13 protein-coding genes are annotated in these 16242 nt (G+C 36.5%); 5 read left to right on the top strand and 8 right to left on the bottom strand.

Annotation, left to right across the window (positions count from 1 at the left end; all coding sequences use genetic code 11):
* Positions 1–52 precede the first annotated feature (52 nt).
* Both MHH51_RS08960 and MHH51_RS08955 read right to left on the bottom strand, forming a co-directional pair.
* A complete protein-coding gene (locus tag MHH51_RS08960; protein WP_147208721.1) occupies positions 53–1477 on the bottom strand; it encodes an aspartate ammonia-lyase in 1425 nt (474 codons plus the stop codon).
* A 365-nt stretch (positions 1478–1842) separates the two neighbouring features.
* Complete coding sequence (locus MHH51_RS08955; protein ID WP_147208723.1) at positions 1843–3177, bottom strand: hemolysin family protein; 1335 nt, start codon at positions 3175–3177, stop codon at positions 1843–1845.
* 608 nt (positions 3178–3785) lie between these two features.
* Between MHH51_RS08955 and MHH51_RS08950 the strand changes: the two genes are divergently transcribed.
* A complete protein-coding gene (locus MHH51_RS08950) occupies positions 3786–5264 on the top strand; it encodes an amidase family protein (RefSeq protein ID WP_339285628.1) in 1479 nt (492 codons plus the stop codon).
* Between the two features lie 512 nt (positions 5265–5776).
* Here MHH51_RS08950 and map read toward each other — a convergent pair.
* Positions 5777–6517: a type I methionyl aminopeptidase gene (map, locus tag MHH51_RS08945; protein WP_339285626.1), complete on the bottom strand. Its 741-nt coding sequence runs from the start codon at positions 6515–6517 to the stop codon at positions 5777–5779.
* A gap of 419 nt (positions 6518–6936) precedes the next feature.
* On the opposite strand from map, the gene MHH51_RS08940 reads away from it, so the two are divergent.
* From MHH51_RS08940 to MHH51_RS08925, 4 genes are all read left to right on the top strand, one after another.
* Positions 6937–7650 (top strand): response regulator transcription factor, encoded by a 714-nt coding sequence (locus tag MHH51_RS08940; RefSeq protein ID WP_339285624.1) that lies wholly within the window; start codon positions 6937–6939, stop codon positions 7648–7650.
* The gene (locus MHH51_RS08935; RefSeq protein ID WP_339285622.1) at positions 7640–8680 is read left to right on the top strand and encodes a HAMP domain-containing sensor histidine kinase; all 1041 of its coding nucleotides are present in this window, start codon (positions 7640–7642) and stop codon (positions 8678–8680) included. Before MHH51_RS08940 ends, MHH51_RS08935 begins: the two co-directional genes overlap by 11 nt.
* 74 nt (positions 8681–8754) lie before the next feature.
* A complete protein-coding gene (locus tag MHH51_RS08930; protein WP_339286288.1) occupies positions 8755–9675 on the top strand; it encodes an ABC transporter ATP-binding protein in 921 nt (306 codons plus the stop codon).
* Positions 9668–10387: an ABC transporter permease gene (locus MHH51_RS08925; protein WP_339285621.1), complete on the top strand. Its 720-nt coding sequence runs from the start codon at positions 9668–9670 to the stop codon at positions 10385–10387. Before MHH51_RS08930 ends, MHH51_RS08925 begins: the two co-directional genes overlap by 8 nt.
* 103 nt (positions 10388–10490) lie before the next feature.
* Here the strand turns inward: MHH51_RS08925 and MHH51_RS08920 are convergent, their stop codons facing one another.
* The 5 genes from MHH51_RS08920 to MHH51_RS08900 form a co-directional block, all read right to left on the bottom strand.
* Positions 10491–11498 (bottom strand): ketoacyl-ACP synthase III, encoded by a 1008-nt coding sequence (locus MHH51_RS08920; RefSeq protein ID WP_147208737.1) that lies wholly within the window; start codon positions 11496–11498, stop codon positions 10491–10493.
* A gap of 237 nt (positions 11499–11735) precedes the next feature.
* Entirely contained in the window at positions 11736–13160 is a 1425-nt protein-coding gene (locus MHH51_RS08915) for an MDR family MFS transporter (protein ID WP_339285618.1), read from the bottom strand.
* A 322-nt stretch (positions 13161–13482) separates the two neighbouring features.
* On the bottom strand, positions 13483–14247 hold the full coding sequence (locus MHH51_RS08910; protein ID WP_339285617.1) for a class I SAM-dependent methyltransferase: 765 nt from the start codon (positions 14245–14247) through the stop codon (positions 13483–13485).
* 194 nt (positions 14248–14441) lie between these two features.
* Positions 14442–15458, bottom strand: coding sequence for a C45 family peptidase (locus MHH51_RS08905; RefSeq protein WP_339285615.1), 1017 nt, complete (start codon positions 15456–15458; stop codon positions 14442–14444).
* Positions 15455–16219 (bottom strand): MerR family transcriptional regulator, encoded by a 765-nt coding sequence (locus MHH51_RS08900; protein WP_339285614.1) that lies wholly within the window; start codon positions 16217–16219, stop codon positions 15455–15457. Before MHH51_RS08900 ends, MHH51_RS08905 begins: the two co-directional genes overlap by 4 nt.
* Between the last annotated feature and the right edge of the window lie 23 nt (positions 16220–16242).

The raw sequence follows: 16242 nt of genomic DNA, 5'->3' as shown, positions 1-16242 counted from the left end.
AGGTAACCACTTCCTTTAAAATACAAGCAGGTGGTTGCCGTTTTGTTTATGTTCATTTATTTACCAGAAACTCGTTCCCGGCAATTCCTGGTGTAGTCATCTCATTTGGATCCAGAATAGTATCCAATTCCTTCTCCGATAAAAGGTCATGTGCTTTGCAGATTTCTTTGATAGTCAGCCCTGTTTCAATTGCCTGCTTGACTACCTTGGCAGCTGTTTCATATCCTAAATGTGGATTCAATGCGGTGATAATGCCATAGCTTTCTTCCACATACTCACGACACTTCTCCACATTGGCTTCTATACCGCTTACTGCATAGCGCGTAAATACATCTAAGCCATTATCCATTATTTTAAGGGACTGCAGCAAATTAAAAATGATAACAGGCCCCATCACATTTAACTCAAATTGCCCGGCTTCAGATGCCATACAAATCGATTGATCATTGCCCGCAACTTGAAAAGCAACCTGATTTACCACTTCGATCATGACCGGATTTACTTTCCCAGGCATAATGGAAGAACCCGGCTGCTTTGCGGGAAGAATAATTTCCTGAAGGCCTGTCATTGGTCCGGATACCATCAGGCGCAGATCATTACAAATTTTGGACATATTCATTGCCAGCACTTTCAATGCTGCTGATAGTGCTGTATAAGCATCCGTATTCTGTGTACCATCAACTAAATTTTTCGCTGAATGAAGTTTTACACCAAGCTGGGCGGATAACTGCGTTACTGCCTTTTCTATATATTCAGGTTTTGCGTTAAGCCCTGTCCCGACAGCTGTTGCACCAATATTGACCGTGAGCATTGCCTCCGCCGCTTGCTTAATTCTTTTAATATCGCGGCCAACCACTTCCGAATATGCACTGAATTCCTGGCCTAACAGAATCGGCACAGCATCCTGCAAATGGGTCCTTCCCATTTTTAGCACATCCTGAAATTCCGCTTCTTTCTTCAGCAGTTCTTCTTCCAATCTCTTCAAAGTCGTGATTAATTCCTGAGCCATACGATAGGACGCAATTTTTAAAGCCGTTGGTATTGTATCATTTGTGGACTGGGACATGTTGACATGCGTATTAGGCGAACAGAAATTGTACTCGCCTCTTTCTTTTCCCAATATTTCCAAAGCACGATTGGCCAAAACCTCATTCATGTTCATATTAATGGAGGTGCCTGCTCCGCCCTGGATGGAATCTACAACAAACTGATCCAATAGTTTTCCTTCAATCACTTCCTCGGCAGCGCTTACAATAGCCTCCCCAATAGTTTCCGGAAGCATTCCAGTATGCATATTGGCCATTGCTGCTGCTTTTTTCACCTCAGCAAGAGCGAGAATTAACTCTTTATGAACGGGGATTTCCGTGATAGGAAAGTTTTCAAGAGCACGTACTGTTTGAACGCCGTAATAGACGTCCTGAGAAATCGTTTTTTGACCCAAAGAGTCTTTTTCAGTTCTAAAGCTAGTTTTCTTCATTATATACACTTCCTGTACTAATACTAATCTATCACGTTCATTATACTATCAAAAGCAAATTATTCCTACCCATCCTTTATGTTCATATTCGTTCCATATGGTCTGCTTAATTTCCGTAAGTTTTTAGAATACAATAGAATATTAATTCATACGTAAAATGATGGGGCTACGATTACTCACCCCATCATAAAAATTTGTTGATGTCCCCAGGATATGCACCTAAAGGAATGAACAAAAACCGGTCTTCTTAAAGTCCCCTGAACTAATTTGGCCATGATTAGCTGCCTGCTCCACTTAGAATTTTTGTTTTTTCTTTATTCTTAAAACGGAGTCTTACAGCAAATTACAATGTGGTAAAAATACAATCACTCATTTTTTGTTTGATCATCTGAATAATTAGCTTCATTATCCTTGTTTATCTTTTTGGCTTCAATTAATTTTATTTGATACCTGTCCACTTTTTTCACTGTAAAATGGTAGTTGTCATATTCAATCGATAAACCAGGTTTTGCTTCACCCAACTGATTAAAAATCCACCCGCCAATAGTATCGAGTTCATCATCATCAATCTCAGTACCCAATAATTCATTAGTATCTGAAATGAGCAACCTGCCATTCAGTAAATAAGTATCCTCGCCTGTTCGTTGCATCATTGGTATTTCATCTATATCAAGCTCATCCTGTATCTCACCAAAAATTTCCTCGATAATGTCTTCAACTGTAACAAGACCGGCTGTTCCACCGTATTCATCGACAACAATGGCCATATAACTGTGTTCCTTTTGCATTTTAGTCAGTACTTCATGGACGGGTGTATTTTCAGCAACATGAACAATTGGTTTAATATACCCTTTGAAATCCTCTTTTGGTGTTTCATTAAGAAAATCGTTAAAAAATTCTTTCGTGTTAATAACACCGATAATTTGGTCTTTATCCTCTTCCGCTACAGGATATCTTGTATATTTTTCTTTTTTCAGGACATCCAGGTTTTCTTCGTACGTATTATCATTATAAATACAGGCAATTTCTGTTCTTGGAACCATGACTTCCTTTGCCACCCGTTCGTCAAAATCAAAAACATTTTTTAAGTAACCCATTTCCGAAGCATTAATTTCCCCGCTTTGGTAGCTGGATGATAAGATCGTACGTACTTCTTCTTCTGAGTAAACCTCTCCATTTTCCGTTGCAGGCGGTAACCCGAACAGACCAACTAAAAAACGGGAGGCTCCATTTAATGCCCAGATAAATGGATACATAATTTTATTAAAAATAATTAATAATGGAGAAACCAATAAACTGACTGCCTCTGTTTTTTGGATTGAGAATGATTTTGGTGCCAGCTCACCAATGACAACGTGCATGAACGTAATAATACCAAATCCAATAATTACCGACACTGTAGATACAATCGCTTCTGAAAGTCCCAGTAAAGCAAATAGTGGTTGAATCAGATGAGCGACTGCGGGCTCCCCTAACCAGCCAATACCAAGCGAGGTAACTGTTATCCCTAATTGGCAGGCAGCTAAGTACCCGTCTAAATTACCTGTAACCTTTTCAACAGCTTTTGCCCCGGGTTTGCCCTGTGCTACCAGCTCGTCAACTCTTGATTTTCTCACTCTGACAATCGCGAACTCTGTTGCAACAAAAAACGATGATATTAGAATTAAAATAACTACCATTATAAGACTGAATATATCCAAAATGCTCCTTACACATAAATATGTAAGGATTTCACCTCCAAATGAAATAAATTTAATTGATAAAATCATGAAAACATGTACAATTTTATTTATTATTAAGCTCAATGATATTAGATAAATGATTTTGAAATGCATCTATAAATTTTCTTGTTTATCATAATAATATTGATAATTGGAAGAGGCACGTTTTATTTTTAACAGCTCTCCAAATTCATTGTCTATACTTAATTATATAATAAATGTAAAAAAGCTTACAGTATGACGCAATTGTTTAAAAGCATTTCCAACATTGTACAATAAATACACTAACAAACTTTTTATTAATTACGCCCCCTATATAAACGTATTTTTCCTTATTCATCATCCTATTAAATAATCTATTTCCGCGAAACAGGAAATCAATATTTATCCCATTAAAATATTGTTCCAAATACCCTCCATTCTCTTAAAAGATAGGTACTATTATGGTTTCATTAATATTTTAATAAAAACCAGGAACGGAGATACTACGATTCTAAATAGGAATTTCTACAATTTAAAAAGGACTTCTTCATGCAAATGTAGAAGTTAAATAATGCCAAAGAAACGTTAAAGAATGGAGAAATTGAATGAGTATAAGGTTTAAAAGTTTTTTTAAAGAAGAATTAACAATCAATGAAATACAAACAGCTATGAATAATGGTGAAATAACTTCAAAAGAATTGGTGATGTATTACCTGAATAGGACGGCTAAGTATGATCAGGCTGGTCCAAGAATTAATTCAATGCTTGAAATAAATCCTTCAGCAATATTTATTGCTGAAGGGCTAGATAATGAAAGAGAAACAAAAGGAACCAGAGGTCCCCTTCACGGTATTCCTGTTGTGCTTAAAGATAATATTGAAACAAATGATTTCATGCATACGAGTGCTGGGGCAATTGCATTAGAAAATCATTTAGCTGATAAAGATGCATTTCTAGTGAAAAAGCTTCGAGACGCAGGTACTGTTATACTAGGTAAAACCAATATGACGGAATTAGCTAACGGGATGGCGAGTGGAATGTGGGCTGGCTACAGTTCCAGAGGGGGACAAACGTTAAATCCATATGGTGACCCCAAGCTTTTTGTAGGTGGTTCCAGCTCAGGTTCGGCAGTGGCAGTTGCTGCGAATTTTTCTGTTTTATCTGTTGGAACAGAAACAGATGCATCTATTCTTAGTCCCGCTGTTCAAAACTCCGTTGTCGGTATCAAACCTACTACCGGTTTAATAAGCCGAAGCGGAATGATTCCTTTTACATATTCCCAGGATACTGCAGGTCCATTTGCAAGAACTGTTGAAGATGCTGCTATATTATTAGGCACACTAACCGGTATAGACAAAAATGACGTTGCCACATATAAAAGTGAAGGCAAAACGCAGCAAGATTATACAACCTATTTAGATCCGGCAGGACTAGAAGATGCCAGAATTGGTATCTTTAATGATGCACATAAAGAATATTATGAATCTGATGAGTATGATGAGCAGTTGTTTAAAAATTCTATTCATGTTTTAGCTAAGCAAGGCGCTACTATTATGGAAGGTATTGAAATTCCTTCTTTTCACAGAGATTGGAAAAAGGAAGTAACTTCGTATGAGTTGAAACATAGTCTGGATAATTACCTTACAAAGTTACCTTCACATATGCCAGTACATTCAATATCTGAATTGATTCATTTTAATAGAAGCATAGAAGAAAAAGCGCTGAAATATGGGCAGGATACTTTGGAACGCATAGAACAGCTTCCTAATACATTAAGTAATCCTGAATACTTAAATGCAAAAATAGAGGACTTATACTATTCTCAAGAACAAGGAATTGATTATGCATTGAAAAAGTATAATCTTGACGCGATTGTCTTCCCTTCCTATATAGGATCAACAATTAGCGCTAGAGCCGGATATCCTTCTATAGCGGTTCCTGCCGGCTATATGGAAAGTGGCAGACCCTTTGGGATAACTTTTGCCGGGACTTCTTTCAGTGAAGGAGAATTAATTAAGCTTGCTTTTGCTTTTGAACAAGCAGCCAATATTCGCAGAAGTCCGAAGTTTAATATAGAAGGCTAAATTATGTTTGATTTTCATAAAAAACTTTGACACAATTGCGTTGCCAAACTGGAATTGCGACGATTCAGCTATAGAATAATTCTTGTTAAAAAGAGAGGAGAATTTGTTGGTAAACTTATTAGAAAATATATACCAATTATCTGGAGCAGCTTTATTGATATGTGCCGTTTATTATTATTTTCATTTTAAAAAAATCAAAAAGAAAAGAAACTTAACGCCTGTTGAACTGATATTTTATATCATAACTCAAATAGCAGGTATTCTATGGGTGTTAAGTAATTTGCTTCTGTTTTTAGATAGAAATTATTAAAGGACGGTTATGGATTTATTATGCCGCACCGCCCTTCTATTGAATAAACTACTTATTATATTCGACCAAAAAAATTATAAGTTTTGTTCACTTTCAAACTCGCTAATTTTATTTTGAAGATATCTTAGTCCTTGTTCTTTATTGTATATGCGTTCATTTGTATATACTTTCTTACTCTTTAACAAAAAAGTAAGAGTACTTCCTACAATGTAGTAATAATCGGCCCTTCCTTTGTCAGAATAATCGTATGTTCATATTGAGCTACAAAGCTTTCATCTGTAAAAAAAGTCCAGCCATCATCGGATTGTAAAACTTCCTCTTCCAATGTAGAAATAAATGGTTCAAAAGCAATGACCATTCCATCTTTTAAAATTTCGTCATCCCAACAGGAATAATAATTGAAAATATGGTCTGGTGCTTCATGGATAGATCGTCCAACACCATGTCCAGTAAGATTTTTGATAACCGTTAAATCATGCTGTTTTGCTACATTGTGTACAGCTTTCCCAAGTGCACTTTTTTTCGAGCCTGGTTTTGCTTTCTCAAGACCAGCGTTAAATGCTTCTTTTACCACATCACATATTTTCTGTAACATCTTATCTCCCTTGCCGACTACAATAGAAATTCCAGTATCTGCGAAGTAACCATTTTTCGAACCCGAAACATCGATATTAACAAGGTCTCCTTCTTGAATAACCCGTTTCCCTGGAATCCCGTGCGCTACTTCTTCATTTACGCTGATACATGTATACCCAGGAAAATCGTACTCTCCTTTCGGTGCAGATTGAGCACCAGCTTTTTCAAACATCTCCCCTGCAAATTCATCCAGTTCTTTCGTGGTAATTCCAGGTTTAGCACGCTGGACTAATTCATCCCGGATTGCTCCGCAAATTTTACCAATTTCTTTTAATCCGTTAAAATCCTCTTCTGTCTTTGCAATCATTATATATCCTCGCTTTTAAATTTATTTTATGAGCTATAGTCCTTTTAGATTTTAACATATATGCAATGATTTTTCCTTCAGCTAAAGATTCGTTGAAAGAACAGGTAATTTGAAAGACGGTCTTTTCCATTCTTAAAAATGATTATATGTCTTTTTTTGGCTGTCTTTATTTGTTATAGTATGCTCTATCTATAGATTCTGTACGAATAAAAGCATATACGAAATCACCTTACTTAATGGCATGTATTCATAAACTTGTAGATCTTTTACAAGAGAAATATAATGAATACGTCAAACATTAAAATAAAGATTGTGTATGAAACCTGAAAAATAACGTCAAGGAACAGAAGGAAGAAACACACTTATGAATCGCAAACCAGCAGTAATATATCATTTAACCTTAAAAAGCAGGTGGAAATATGGAGAACATTCAAATTCTGATAGCTGATGATGAAAAAGAAATTAGAGATTTATTAAAAAAATATTTAGAAAGAGAACAATATCAAATAGATTTGGCTATAGATGGTGACGAAGCCTTTCAATTATTTGATAGAAAGCAATATCATCTTGTCATTTTAGATTTGATGATGCCTAAGTTGGATGGGATAGAGGTGTGCAGGCGACTCAGAGCAAAAACAAACGTCCCGATCATGATGCTTACTGCGAAGGATCAGGAGATCGATAAACTTTTAGGCTTAGGAATTGGTGCAGACGACTATATTACAAAACCTTTTAGTATCCATGAAGTGGTCGCCAGAGTCAAGGCTCTGTTACGAAGAGCCTTTATACGGGAGATGGATAATAGTTTCCTTGAAAAATCATCGATCACCTTTAAAGACCTCACGATTAATCTTAAAAACTATACACTAACCATTGCCGGGAAGGAAATTCCGCTGACTGCAAAAGAATTTGAACTTCTTAAATTTTTGGCCTCCCAGCCTGAACAAGTTTTTACTAAAACACAATTATTTCGTAATGTCTGGGGAAGCGATTATATAGAAGATGATAATACTGTAATGGTACATATCCGAAAGCTCAGAAAGAAAATAGAAACAGACCCCTCTAATCCTAAATTCATTCAAACGGTATGGGGAATCGGCTATAAATTTGTTGGTGAAATGGATGAAGAATGACAAGGTTCTCCTTCTTATTATTTTTCAGTTTGTCATATTGGCAGGAGTATGTATTGTAGATATCAATGCCCATTCAGGAGACGCATTAAAATGGTCTTTATACATTATCTTATTTCTCATATCCACTGCTTTTTTTATTTTGAGATTTCGATATCTTACACAATTAAAACGGATGAATATAGAAATAAGGCGTGCAGTTGATGGAAACGTAAAAACAAGATTATTAACTAAACACGATAAGGAATTAAATGAATTTGTTTTTTCTATTAACGAGTTAGTGGAACAACTGGAAAAGATCCAAGTTCATTCAATAAAATCAGAAATAGCAAGAAAAGGAATACTGTCAGGAATTTCACACGATATCCGTACACCCCTTACGTCTATTATCGGTTATGTTGATGCTCTAAAAGATGATATCGCTGCTTCAGAAGTAGAAAAGAAAGCGTATATTGAAATTATATCCAGAAAAGCAAACGGCCTAAAGCAATTATTAGATGAACTCTTTCATTTGGCAAAAATTGATGCGGATGAAATTACATTAAAGGCAGAACAACTCGACTTTGCTGAAATTACAAGAGAATCCTTAATTGAGTTCCTGCCTGATTTAAAAAAAGAAAATATTGAATTAAAAACCGTTATTCCGGAAGAAAAATGTATCATCACAGCAGATCATTTGAGCCTTAAACGAATCGTAGGTAATTTAATCAAGAATGCCTTGTATTATGGCAGAGAAGGAAAAATATTAGGGATAGAACTTACAGAAACTCCTAAAGACTATCAATTACTTGTATGGGATCAGGGACCGGGAATTGCAGATAAAGATGTAATACATGTGTTTGAAAGAATGTACCGTGGAGATCAGTCAAGAAATCAGCTATACGGTAGAAGCGGGCTCGGTCTGTCTATTGCAAAAGCATTAGTAGAAAAACATCATGGCAAGATTTGGGTCGAAAGTATTCCATGGGAAAGAACTGCCTTTGGCTTTTCTATTCCTAAACACCCCCTCCAGCTTGAATTAAGAAACAATTAAGAAACGGTTAAGCCCGGATTAAAATCTGCTCTTTATAATCTAATTATAGACTCAATTGAAAGCAGGTGTTTCAAATAGGTGAAATCATTAAAACTACAAATCTGACGAAAGTTTATGGACAGCAGAAATCGGTGGATCATCTTAATATTACTGTGAATCAGGGAGAAGTTTATGGCTTTCTCGGCCGAAACGGAGCCGGGAAAACTACTACAATTCGAATGCTATTAGGGCTGATCAAACCTACTTCCGGTCAAATTGAATTATTTGGTGAAAATCTGTTTAAGAATCAAAAAGGAATTTTAAGAAGAATTGGTTCAATAGTGGAAGTTCCGGGGTTTTATGAAAATCTTACGGCAAGGGAAAACCTTTTAATCAATGCTAAAATCATCGGTGTGCATAAGAAAAATGCAATAGAGGAAGCCTTAGAGATTGTTGATTTACATCATGAAACGAAAAAACTTGTCGGCAAATATTCTTTAGGGATGAAGCAGAGATTAGGCATTGCCAGAGCGCTGCTTCATTATCCGGAGCTGTTAATATTAGACGAGCCTACTAATGGTTTAGATCCAATTGGCATCAAGGAAATGCGAAGTCTTATCCAATCATTGGCTAAAGAAAGAAATATAACCATTTTTGTATCAAGCCACATATTATCAGAAATCGAACAGCTGGCAGATCATATGGGAATTATCCATGAAGGAAAGCTCATGGAAGAAATCGCTTTTGAAAATCTCAGGAAACGGAACCGCAAATATTTAGAGTTTCAAGTTTCTAATGATAATAAAGCAGCGATGCTCCTGGAAAGCCACTTCGGTATTTCGGATTATGAAGTCCATGATAAAGGAAATATTCGTGTATATTCCCATTTAGGAAGTCAGGGTAAGCTTAATAAGGTTTTCGTTGAAAATGATATTGAAGTGTTAAAAATAAAAGTAAGCGAGGACAATTTAGAGGACTACTTTACAAAATTGGTTGGGGGTGGAGCAATTGGCTGATTTATTATTCACGGAATTATTAAAACTTAAGCGCTCCAGCATGTTCCTGATAAGTATACTTGGAGCAGCTGTCGCCCCCTTTGTAGTAGTAATAGCTACATTTATTCATGAACCAGCCACTACTTTTGAGAATCTGTTTTACAATGTTAATCTGTATACCGTTCTCATCATAGGGGTCCCCTTATATGGCGTGGTGACAACGTATCTTTTCAACCGAGAATATGCGGAAAATACATTGAAAAATTTATTAACGATACCTGTGTCACGAATGAGTTTTATTATTAGTAAAATGCTTTTGCTGTTTATGTGGATCATGATGCTATCAATAATAGCCTGGGTACTCACATTAACTTTAGGCTTATTAACACAGTTTGATGGTTTAGACACTTCCTTATTGCTGGATTCATTAAAACAATTTAGTACAGGAGGGTTATTATTATTTGTCCTCTCCACTCCTATTATCCTGGTGACATTAGTGCTGAAAAATTATGTGCCGACCATTATTTTTACGGTTGTAATTACGCTGATTAACGTTATGGCTGGAAATTCAGAACATAGAGGGTTATTTCCATGGGCAGCTGCAGGAGATATTTCTAATCATACACTTCCCTCGACTTATCCGGCTGAATATTCGAATATTATTATTGCAGCTACAGCTATTATTGGATTGATAAGTATGCTTGTTTATTTTAAAAAGACAGATATTCATTAATATGATTATATGAAAACTTTTAATAATTGCTTTAGAAGCTTGATTAAAAAGGATTTTCGTTCATGACACACGAAAATCCTTTTTCTTTACTGCAAATATTTAATTATAATGGTGTCGGATTATTGATTTGTTCATCAAAATGCATCTTTAACAGCTGGCCTGCATGGACTAAACCAGAGCCAAACCCGTACATAAGTACTTTATCTCCATTGTTTACTTTTCCTTCCCGGATTCCAAGGTCAAGCGCTAATGGAATGGTTGCTGCTGAAGTGTTTCCAAATTTCACGAGACTATAAAGTGTTTTTTCGATTGGATGTCCAATTTTCTCACAAATAGGTTCAATCAATCTCAAGTTTGCACTATGTGGAATAAACCAATCCACTTCATCCAGGCTCGTTTCTGTTTTCTCTAAAAGCTCTCTGATACTCTTCGGTACATTCCTTACTACCCATTTAAAAACTTCTCTTCCATTTTGGACAAGATATTGTGTATCAACCAGTTCTACTCCATTAACTGTTTTGGATAAGCTTGTTTGATAGACATGCTGTGCTCCACTTCCATCACTTCCCAAGTGGAATCCAACAAAATCTTCTGATTCCTCATCTTTTTCAACCAGTACCGCCCCGGCAGCATCACCAAATAAAATACAGGTACTTCTATCCGTGTAATCTGTTATTTTAGATAGTGCATCTACTCCAATTACAAGTACTTTTTTGTGAAGACCAGAGCGAATTAAACTATGCGCTGTATGCAAGCCATAAACAAAGCCTGCACATGCTGCACTCAGGTCAATTGCACCTGCCTGTGTGATATTCAGCCGATTCTGAATGATGCTGGCAACTGACGGAAAAGGGAAATCCGGTGTACTTGTTGCAACAATAATCATATCAACGTCTTCTACTGTTTTATTATATCTGTGCATTAAATCTTTCACAGCTGAAACACATAAATCACTTGTAAATTCATCGGAACGCGCTATTCTCCGTTCATGAATTCCTGTTCTTTGAACAATCCATTCATTCGTTGTCTCAACCATTTCTTCCAGATCAAAATTGGTTAATTTTTTCTCAGGTACATAACTTCCTATCGCGCTCACTCTTGTTCCTGTCATCAAACCCCTCCAATTTAATTAGAAGTTAGTATTATTACTTGGTACTAATTATAACATAAAAAATAACTGACAGCTTTCTAAAATGAATATTTAACTGGCTAAAAAAATGCTGAATGATAATAAAGGGAAACAAGTATCTTTATATTAAATAAGTATAATAACCTTAAAAAAGCGCCAAGGAACACCTTAACGCTTTTTAAACTCTAATTGAAATATTTGCCGGGATACATGATTTTTTTAGTGTTCTCCTTTATTATACTGTACATGATTTTGCTCTTCTGCTGGTGAATTGCCATTCTTGATAAAAAAGCTAATTATAATCCCAATCAGCGAGAGTACGGTAATGACCATAAAGGCAACATTGATACCATGAATCATCGGATAGGCTATTTCGAGATTAAGCTCCGCAGATACTTCCGTCGTTGTCATTACGGTGATGACAATAGCTGTCCCAATTGATGCCGAGACCTGTCGCATGGTATTGGTCATTGCTGTACCATGTGAAATCAATTCTCTTGGGAGCTGATTTAAACCTGCTGTTGTTACAGGCATCATGACCATAGAAAGTCCAAACATCCGAACCGCATACAAAATCATAATCATCGTCATCGATGTAGAAGGCCCCAGATTGGAAAGTGCGAAAGTGGAAGCTGTAATAATGGTAAGCCCGGTAACTGCAAGCCATCTTGCACCAAAACGGTCAAAGATACGCCCCGTAATCGGAGACATCATTCCATTCACAAGCGCACCGGGAAGAAGAGCAATTCCCGCTTCTGTCGCTGTAAAACCACGTGCGTTTTGCATATATAGCGGAATTAGTGTCTCTGCACCAATCAACCCCATAAATGCGATCATAGGAATAATCGTCGACAAGGTGAAAATTGGATTTTTAAATACCCTGAATTCCAGCATAGGTGTTTCGATACGAAGCTGTCTGATAATGAAACTCAACAAGGATACGGCACCAACAAGCAATGTTGCAATCGTGATGATACTGTCCCAGCCATTGTTGCCCACACTTGTAAATCCATATAACAATCCTCCAAAACCGAAGGAAGACAGGATAATCGATAACATATCCATTTTCGGATTAGTTAATTCTGTAACATTTTTCATTACCTTAGCGGCAAGCAGAATGACGATAATCGCGATAGGCAATATTATAAGGAATACAGCACGCCAGGAATAATTGGTGATAATCCACCCAGACAAAGCAGGTCCAATCGCCGGAGCGAAAGATATTACGAGGCCCACCAGTCCCATCGCCATCCCGCGGTTTTTAACAGGGAAAATTAATAGAAAAACAGTCTGCATCAGTGGCATAATCACACCAGCTCCACTGGATTGAATAATTCTGCCTAAAATCAGCATACCAAAGTTTGGAGCCAGAGCAGAAAATACTGTACCGACAGCAAATACTGTCATTGCAGTAATAAACAGCTGTCTTGTCGTGAACCGCGCCATTAAAAATGCTGTAACAGGAATCATCACACCATTTACGAGCATGAAAACGGTCGTCAGCCATTGCCCTGTATTAGCAGTCACATTCATTTCTTCCATGATTGGCGGAATTGCGGTAATCATGGTTGTCTGGTTTAAAATTGAAATGAATCCGCCAATGAGAAGAACAATAATGATAGGTGTTTTATTAAATGATTGCACGTTTTAGTGATTACCTCCCTTAATAATAATTTACAATAGAGGATATGTTACAGGACTCCTCTCGTTTTGTCGATGAATGTGCTTTTCATCACATTTTCATCCATAAACATATAGAAGTATTTTCTAAAATAAGTATCTTAGACTTCTGCAAAATATAATGACATCTCGACAAAAGGCATATATGAAAACCAAGCTGCATTTGTATAAAAAAGCAAATGAAAGTCTCTTCTATTGGATATCATTTTCAAAGTTAAAAGCGTATTAGGAATCTGACTAATACGCCTTTAACTTTGTAATATCATTCAACTAAAAGAAATCATTCCTATTTTAATTGGCAATGAACTATCATTGAAGTGCTATCTTTCACAAAAGTATTTTTTTTCCAGGAACCATATAAGTTTATTAATTCAAAACCATGTGAGTCTAATAGGCGATACAGCTCCATTGGATAAACATAACGCAGTGAAATGGAATCACTTGCCGTATGAATTAATTGCTCATTTTCAAAAATTTCAGTATGCGTTGTGCAATTCAAAATTTGAGTTTCATGATTGTACTCTTCACGGCTCTTTTCGATTATAGTTTGATTTTCGTTATTTATATAAGATTCCTCAAATTCCCCGGGAACAGACAACTCCTCTATATTCGGATTTCGTGTATCAAATATAAATTGTCCACCCGTTAATAAATGTTTTTTCACTGAATGTAATAACGCATCTTGGCTTTCATTTGTTAAAAAATGTTGAAACGAATTACCAGTCATAAAAACCAATGGTGATTTATAAGCTAAATCTAATTCCGTACAATCTTGCTGTTCAAAAATAATATTTATCTGTTCATCATCTGCTTTTTGCTTTGCCCTGCTCAGCATACCAGCATGCAAATCTACTCCTGTCATGTTTAATCCACTTTTAGCCATAGGTATCGTTAATCTGCCTGTGCCGCAAGCAAGATCAATGATAGGTTCATGCATTCCACTTGCATAATCCATTAAATATAGTAAATCATCTTGATATTTTCTATACATTTCATCATATTTCTCAGGGTTTTCATATTTTTCAAAGTTATTTTCAAATATCTCTTTCAAAAATTTGCTCCTCCTTACATATCGAAGCAAAATATTTGTGATCTATTATTTTGCTTCACCTGCATATATTTGATGGAAGTTATTTATATTTTTCATTCGCACCACAACCTTTCAAAGTAATATACTTATTATATCAGATATTGAAAATTCAGGATGTATCATTATTGATTTCTGACGCCGGCAGGAATGCTTGCTTAACTTATTATCTTCCCTTCAAGCATGCCAGGCAGTTTTTCTTTTCCTTTGAGCCATTCAGTAAAGGAAAATTCATAAGGAGCACAATCTCCACCAATACCAATCATTACATTTAAATCTTTTGGGCAATAAACAACTGTATGCAATGTACCAAAAAATTCTTTATAGTGTTTGAAAAACAATGGTGAGTGTTCCCTGTTAAAAATATAATAAGCAGAGTCTGGCGTCAGCTTTTCTTTTTCTAGTACTGATAAATATTTTTTCCGATCTAATGATCCATTAATGACTACTCTATTTTTCCTGTTTAGCTGCTCAGATTCAAAATGATTTGTACAAATAATCTGCGCATTTTTACGAACAATCTGTTTTTCAGGTGCCGCTTCCACAATGGCGTTATTTCCTTCCTTATCCATTATAGAAAAATTAACACAATATTGATGAGGAATTTGTTTAATAAGCGATACCGCTTCATCTGTGGCAGCGCATTGCTCCAAAACAAGGCGGCAAACCGCTGTTGCCAAAAACCCTTCTTGGCCGATCCTTTCATTTACCAAATGCAGCCCAATAACAAGCCCCTTCTCATTCATGCCATCCAGTCTGCCTGTAATCTGCTGACTGAACCCGATGCTTGCGTATCCGTTGTCCGGTCTGATTAGGACAAGTCTGGCGTCATATAATTCATCATTGAAATCATAATTTCTTACATAGAAGGAATCATTGGCCAGTGTCGTACAGCCCATAGAAGGCATCTGCATATTATAGCCTCCAAACAGCTTTATTGCGGTATTTATATTGATCCCCATCCCTGCAGCCAGACCTTCTATCTCTTTCAAAAGAGTTGGGGAAATTTTCTCTATCTGCTTCCTTGCTTCTACCATATCTTCATTTATCTGTAATTCTGCCTGTTGTCTCCATTTTGGATGTAATTTTAGTGCAGCGCCCTGTTTCACTCCTATATCATAAGCAGAGCCTTTTAATTCAACAACTTCCACCTGTAAATTTTTTCTTTGACTCATGGCTTCCCTCCTATATATGTGACGGGTATAATGATATCCGCTTCGTCCATCTGATCACCGCGATACCATTCAAAAATAGAACCGGCCGGAGCCCAGTTATTTGTCATACAATATTGAATTAATTTGCGGTAAGCGGCTTCTATTTTGGAAAAATCCTCTTTGAAAGCAAGGCCAATACAGAAGCTCCTCCTCATTTCTTCTGAAAAAGCTTCTGGAACAGGGGCTGTATTTATATTAGCTGGTACACCAAAGCCAATTTCTGCATTGATTTGCTTGCTGTTTCCGGACAAATACCGTAAGTACGTATTCTTAACTGGAATATGATGCTGCTTCATCTGTTTGCGTCTTAACTCAAATTCCACGGTAAACTGTCCTGGAGAAGCTTCCGCCTCAAACCAGATAACCTTCTCTGCAGGTTTTTCAAGCATATAAATCTCCTCTTCTCCATAATCACTTTCTAAATAGCGGAGACTGATTTCCAGCTGTCTCTGGTTTTCTTTTATTGCCTCAATCCATTTTCGCTTCATCTGCATCTGTCTGTTTTCATCAGCTTTTAAGTAAAGCTGAATATCACAAATAGGAACCTTTGCTATCCGCAAGCTTGCAATCATCTTAGCAAGAGGGACTTGATCCTCTGAATACATGCGATAGTTACTATCCTCGTGCCTCACTGATTTTAAAAGTTGCTTTTCTTCATAAAAACGAAGAGTACTTTTCGGAATTCCGGTCTTCATTGAAAATGTCTGTATGGTCATCAACATGCTCACTCCCCCTTATCACCTTT

The sequence above is a fragment of the Oceanobacillus sp. FSL K6-3682 genome (genome assembly GCF_037976165.1).
Taxonomy (GTDB): Bacteria; Bacillota; Bacilli; order Bacillales; family Amphibacillaceae; genus Oceanobacillus; species Oceanobacillus sojae.
Note: the sequence above shows the minus strand (reverse complement) of the source record. Positions and strands in the feature narration are given on the sequence as shown.